Annotated in this window: 4 protein-coding genes; 1 reads left to right on the top strand and 3 read right to left on the bottom strand. The window is 69.9% G+C overall.

Features of this window, described 5'->3' with window-relative positions:
• Positions 1-805: 805 nt before the first annotated feature.
• A complete protein-coding gene (locus MXD58_RS19360; RefSeq protein ID WP_248836551.1) occupies positions 806-2629 on the bottom strand; it encodes a phosphoenolpyruvate carboxykinase (GTP) in 1824 nt (607 codons plus the stop codon).
• A gap of 361 nt (positions 2630-2990) precedes the next feature.
• Between MXD58_RS19360 and trhA the strand changes: the two genes are divergently transcribed.
• Entirely contained in the window at positions 2991-3605 is a 615-nt protein-coding gene (gene trhA, locus MXD58_RS19365; protein ID WP_248836667.1) for a PAQR family membrane homeostasis protein TrhA, read from the top strand.
• Positions 3606-3678: 73 nt separating this feature from the next.
• On the opposite strand, the gene abmR is transcribed toward trhA, so the two are convergent.
• Positions 3679-4239: an ATP-binding transcription factor AbmR gene (abmR, locus tag MXD58_RS19370; RefSeq protein ID WP_248836550.1), complete on the bottom strand. Its 561-nt coding sequence runs from the start codon at positions 4237-4239 to the stop codon at positions 3679-3681.
• 154 nt (positions 4240-4393) lie between these two features.
• The coding region (locus MXD58_RS19375) for a YyaL domain-containing protein (RefSeq protein WP_518478442.1) at positions 4394-5205 on the bottom strand (812 nt) is incomplete at its 5' end.

Consider the following 5205-nt stretch of genomic DNA (forward strand, 5'->3'; position numbering starts at 1 on the left):
GCCCGGCCCCGACCCGGCCAGGGCCCCGACACAGCCCGCCCAGCGAGGCCCCCGACGAGGGCCGCCCGTCATGGCCCCGCCCAATGTGCCCGGAGCAGCAGGGGCGGGCGGCGGCGGGGCCGAGGCGACTGCCGCGGGAGTTCCGTCGGCGAAAACCAAAAAGTTAGGGACGCCTAAGAAGCGATCGGTCGCGGCACATGGCCCCGCCGCAGCGCCAGGTCGACCGGAGCCGGTGGATGGCCCGATTCGCGATGACGGATTCGCCGGACACCGCCGCGGACCGTGCCGCCCCCGCCGGACACCACCGGATGCCCGGGGGCTACCCGACGAAGCCTTCTGGAAACACGGCCAACAGTCCCGCACTCACGGGAAACCCGGGTGGAACAGTTGGGGAAGGACGGATCGGATGGCGTGTGCACGCACCGACGGAGTGTTCCACCGATCGGATGTCCCCACCGGGCCAGATAGGGCGACCGGTCGGCTCTCCGGCGCCATCCACCAAAGATCTGACGACCAGATGCCGGTGATTCTCCAAAAACCTCGGCATTACAAGCCTGTTTCGCCTGAAGATGCAGCCGTCCGGTCCCACCCGTCGCGGGCGGGGTGGTAATCGGCCCCGGGATGGGTGGACGGTCGCCAGTCCGCCGTGACGGTGCGCGACCGCGACCGGTCCCGGGCCTGGCCGCACGAAGGCGTCCGGACGCACCGCAGCCCGTGTCGGACGACGGTAATGGTCGTCCGACACGGACCGCGGTGGCGAGATGGCCTCAGCCGTGGGCCGTCAGGTCCTCGTGCGCCCGCAGGGTCAGGCCCCGAGGCGGCTGATCAGGGCCTCGTGCTCGGCCCAGAGCGCGGCGGGAAGCCGGTCGCCGAAGGTCTGGTAGTGCTCGGGGATCAGCTCGGCCTCCTGCTTCCACACCTCGACGTCAACGGTGAGCAGCGCGTCCAGGTCGGCGTCGGTGATGTCGAGGCCGGCGGTGGGCAGGGCGGCCTTCGTCGGCAGCACGCCGAGCGGCGTCTCCACGCCCTCGGCCTCGCCCTCCAGCCGGCCCACGATCCAGGCCAGCACGCGGCTGTTGTCGCCGAAGCCGGGCCAGAGGAACTTGCCCTCGGCGCTCTTGCGGAACCAGTTCACGTAGTAGATCTTGGGCAGCTTGGCCTGGTCCGACTTCTCGCCGATGGACAGCCAGTGGGCGAAGTAGTCGGCCATGTTGTAGCCACAGAAGGGCAGCATGGCGAACGGGTCGCGGCGCAGCTTGCCGATCGCGCCGGCCTGCGCGGCGGTCGTCTCGGAGGCCACGATCGAGCCGAAGAAGACCCCGCGCCGCCAGTCGGGTGCCTCGGTGACCAGGGGCACCGCGGTCGCGCGGCGGCCGCCGAACAGGATCGCCGAGATCGGCACGCCGTTCGGGTCCTGCCACTCGGGCGCCATCGTCGGGCACTGGCCGGCGGGCACGGTGAAGCGGGCGTTGGGGTGGGCGGCGGGTTCGGTCGAGGCCGGCGTCCAGTCGCGGCCCCGCCAGTCGGTCAGGTGCGCCGGCGGCTGCTTGGTCAGGCCCTCCCACCAGATGTCGTTGTCGTCGGTGCGGGCGACGTTCGTGAAGACCGCGTTGCCCCACAGCGTCTCGATCGCGTTCGGGTTGGTCTGCTCGCCGGTGCCGGGGGCGACGCCGAAGAGCCCGGCCTCGGGGTTGACCGCGTAGAGCCGGCCATCCTCACCGAACCGCATCCAGGCGATGTCGTCACCGACAGTCTCCGCCTTCCACCCGGGCAGGGTGGGAATGAGCATCGCGAGATTGGTTTTCCCGCAGGCCGACGGAAAGGCCGCCGCAATGTAGTGGACCTTGCCCGCGGGCGAGGTGAGCTTCAGGATGAGCATGTGCTCGGCGAGCCAGCCCTCATCACGCGCCATAACGGACGCGATACGCAGGGCGTAGCATTTCTTACCGAGTAGCGCGTTCCCGCCATAACCCGATCCGTAGGACCAGATCTCCCGGGATTCCGGGAAGTGCGTGATGTACTTCGTGGTGTTGCACGGCCACGGAACATCAACCGCGCCGGCCTCGAGCGGGGCGCCCAGTGAGTGCACCGCGGGAACGAAGAAACCATCATCGCCAAGCTGTTCGAGTGCAGCCGCGCCCATTCGCGTCATCGTGCGCATGGAGATGACGACGTAGGGCGAGTCGGTGATTTCGACGCCAAGCGCCGAGATATGCGACCCAAGCGGCCCCATGCAAAACGGGACGACATACATCGTGCGCCCACGCATCGACCCCGCGAACAGGCCCTGGAGCTTGACCCGCATCTCTGCCGGGTCCATCCAGTTGTTCGTCGGACCGGCGTCCTCGGGCTTCTCCGAACAGATGTAGGTACGGTCCTCCACCCGGGCGACGTCATTGGGGTCCGAGGCCGCGTAGAAGCTGTTCGGACGCTTCTCGTCGCTCAGCCGGGACAGGGTCCCCTTCTCGATCAGGAGGCTGGTCAGCCGATCGAACTCAGCCTCCGACCCATCACACCACTCAACCCGTTCCGGCTGGGTGAGTTCGGCGATCTCACGCACCCAGGCGACCAGCCTGGCGTGCTTCGTGGGGGCCGTTTCCAGCCCCGGAATCTGTGCCGCGGTCGTCACAGCTCACACCTCCGGTCGAGTCGAAACCCGCCGCGTTCTCGCCCTGTTGGTTGTGCCCACTTCAACACTTGAACTTACTCGTTCACGCTTCGACAAAAGCCGGCACAGAGGCAGTTCGAGGCCGCGATCAGGATCATTAGACTGTACCGCGCGTTCCGCCCGCAGTCGCGCGATAGCGAGCGGGCAGAAGCGTCGGATCCATCACGCACCGGTACCGACGGACCGCCCTTGGGTGACTCCAGCTCGTGGTCGCCGTATCCCCCGGGTTATCGTCCTGAGCGTGGCTTCCCACACCCAGCAGCCCGCCCGGCCTTCGCAGGCGAACAGCTCGATCCACCCACGTGACCTGGTGCGACCACGCATGCGGGGATGGCTACATGCGGGAGCATTCCCGGTAAGTCTCGCACTCGGCCTCCTCGCGGTAGCCTTGGCCACCACGCTCCGTGCCCGGCTAGGTGTGGCGATTTATGCGCTGAGCATTGCCGCGCTCTTCGGAACCAGTGCGCTGTACCACCGAACGATGTGGTCGACGTCACGCGCCAGGGCGCTGATGAAACGCCTCGACCATTCCATGATCTTTGTTTTCATCGCCGGGACATATACCCCTTTTGCCCTAATAGCGATGCGCCCCGCGACAGCCCGGGTCGTCCTGGCCGTCGTCTGGATCGGCGCCGCACTCGGCGTGACGCTGCGTATGGTCTGGCTGCACTCGCCGCGATACCTGATCGTGCCGCTGTACATCGCGCTCGGCTGGGTCGCCGTGTTCGTGATCCCGCAGCTCGCACATCGCGCCGGCATCGCCTCGATGGTGCTGCTGCTGGTCGGCGGCGTCTGCTACAGCATCGGCGCCGTCGTCTACGCCACCCGCCGCCCGAATCCCTCACCCACGGTCTTCGGCTACCACGAGGTGTTCCACGCCTTCACCCTCGTGGCCGCGCTCTGCCACTACCTCGCCCTGATGTTCGCCATCTACTGAGGTCACCCCATACGCTTCGGCCCGGTAGGTCCGCGCGTGGAGGGACCACCAGAGCGGCGGGGGTGCGCGGTGGTCAGAGGCCGGGGCCCTCGGAGCGGATCTTCTCGACCTGTTCCATGGCCTCGCGGAGCTGGCGCAGCCAGGTGTCGGCGTTCTCGCCGACGAGCCGAACGCACCAGGCCAGCGCCTCGCTGCGGCTGCGGGCGACCCCGGAGTCGACGAGGGTGTCGAGCACCTGGCGTTCGGGTTGGCGCAGCCTGGTCATCACGGGCACGGACAGCACGGTGAACAGCTCGCTGGTGCGGCCCGCCGTCACGCCCCAGGCGACCTTGCGGCCGTAGCGGTGCTCGGCATCGGTGGCGAGGCTGATCCGCTCGTCGCGGGTGCGTTCCCGGAACGCCCTGATCCGGGCCGTCTCGTCGCCGTCTGCACCACCGTCGCCGGCGCGCGGGTCAGCGTCGTCGGCGAGCTCGCCGACCACGGTGATCTCGTCGCGATCCACGACGACGCGAGGCGGCCCGTCGAACCAGTCGGCCGGGATACGCGCGGCGAACCAGTCCGGTGCGTCATGCGCGGGGATTCCCTCGGACCGGTCCCCCGGCCTGCCGTAGCCTCGCACTCGCGGAGCGGACATGTCGCGTCTCCTCGCCGTCCCCCGGCCGGACCCGCCCGCGGGGCCGACCTGCCGAACTGGGCCGGAGCGATCGGCTTCGGCCGGGCGGCCGGCGGGAGGCCGGCGCCTCGACGATTACACGCTTACCTGCTCACAAGTGAAAGCCACCTTCGCCTCAGGTGGCGACCTTCACGCCCAGCTGGCTGCGAACGTCCGCAGCCGTGTACGCGGGCAGGCCACAGACGAACTGGCGGCATACATACACCCCCGGCTTGTCCCGTCCGGCTGCCAGCGGACCGCCTGTCACCACCACCGCGCCCGGAGCCGTCCCGAGCCGGGCCAGCCGCTCCAGTTCCGGGCTGTCCACGACGGCGACCTCCGCCGGCCCGGCCACCAGCGCCTCCGCGACCGCCCCGGCCCAGCCGGCGAACCGGGCGTCGCGTGAGAGCAGCGGCGCGAAGCGGGTCACGGCCCGCTCGGCGGCCAGTCGGTGGTCGATCGAACCGGTCAGCGCGGAGTAGGTGAGCAGCGCGCCCGCGGCCGCCGCCTGGCCGGATGGAGTCGCCGAGTCCGAATCGTCGCGCGGGCGGCGCAGCAGCGTCTCCGCGTCGTCCGCGGTGTCGAAGAAGCCGCCGTCCGGCGCGGCGAACCGGGCCTGGACCACCTCGAGCAGCTCGCCGGACAGGGTGAGCCACAGCGGATCGCCGGTCACCTGGTGCAGGGCGAGCAGCCCCTCGGCGACGTCGCCGTAGTCCTCCAGCACACCGGCGTTCGACCCGACCCGACCGTCGCGACTGGTCCGGCGCAGCCGGCCGTCCACCAGGTGGACATCGCGCAGCAGCACCGCGGCGTCCTCGGCGGCGCTGATCCACCCTGGTTCGCCGAACAGCGCGCCGGCCTCGGCGAGCGCCGCGATCGCCAGGCCGTTCCACGCGGCGACCACCTTGTCGTCCCGCGCCGGTTGCGGCCGGGTCGCCCGGGCCGCCG

Origin of the sequence: Frankia sp. AgKG'84/4, assembly GCF_023242965.2 — a bacterium.
GTDB lineage: Bacteria > Actinomycetota > Actinomycetes > Frankiales > Frankiaceae > Frankia.

What these genes read in the sequence shown, in the direction of transcription:
- trhA (WP_248836667.1), top strand. Translation starts at nt 2,991, where the DNA reads ATGCGGGGATGGCTACATGCGGGAGCATTCCCGGTAAGTCTCGCACTC.
- abmR (WP_248836550.1), bottom strand. Translation starts at nt 4,239, where the DNA reads ATGTCCGCTCCGCGAGTGCGAGGCTACGGCAGGCCGGGGGACCGGTCC.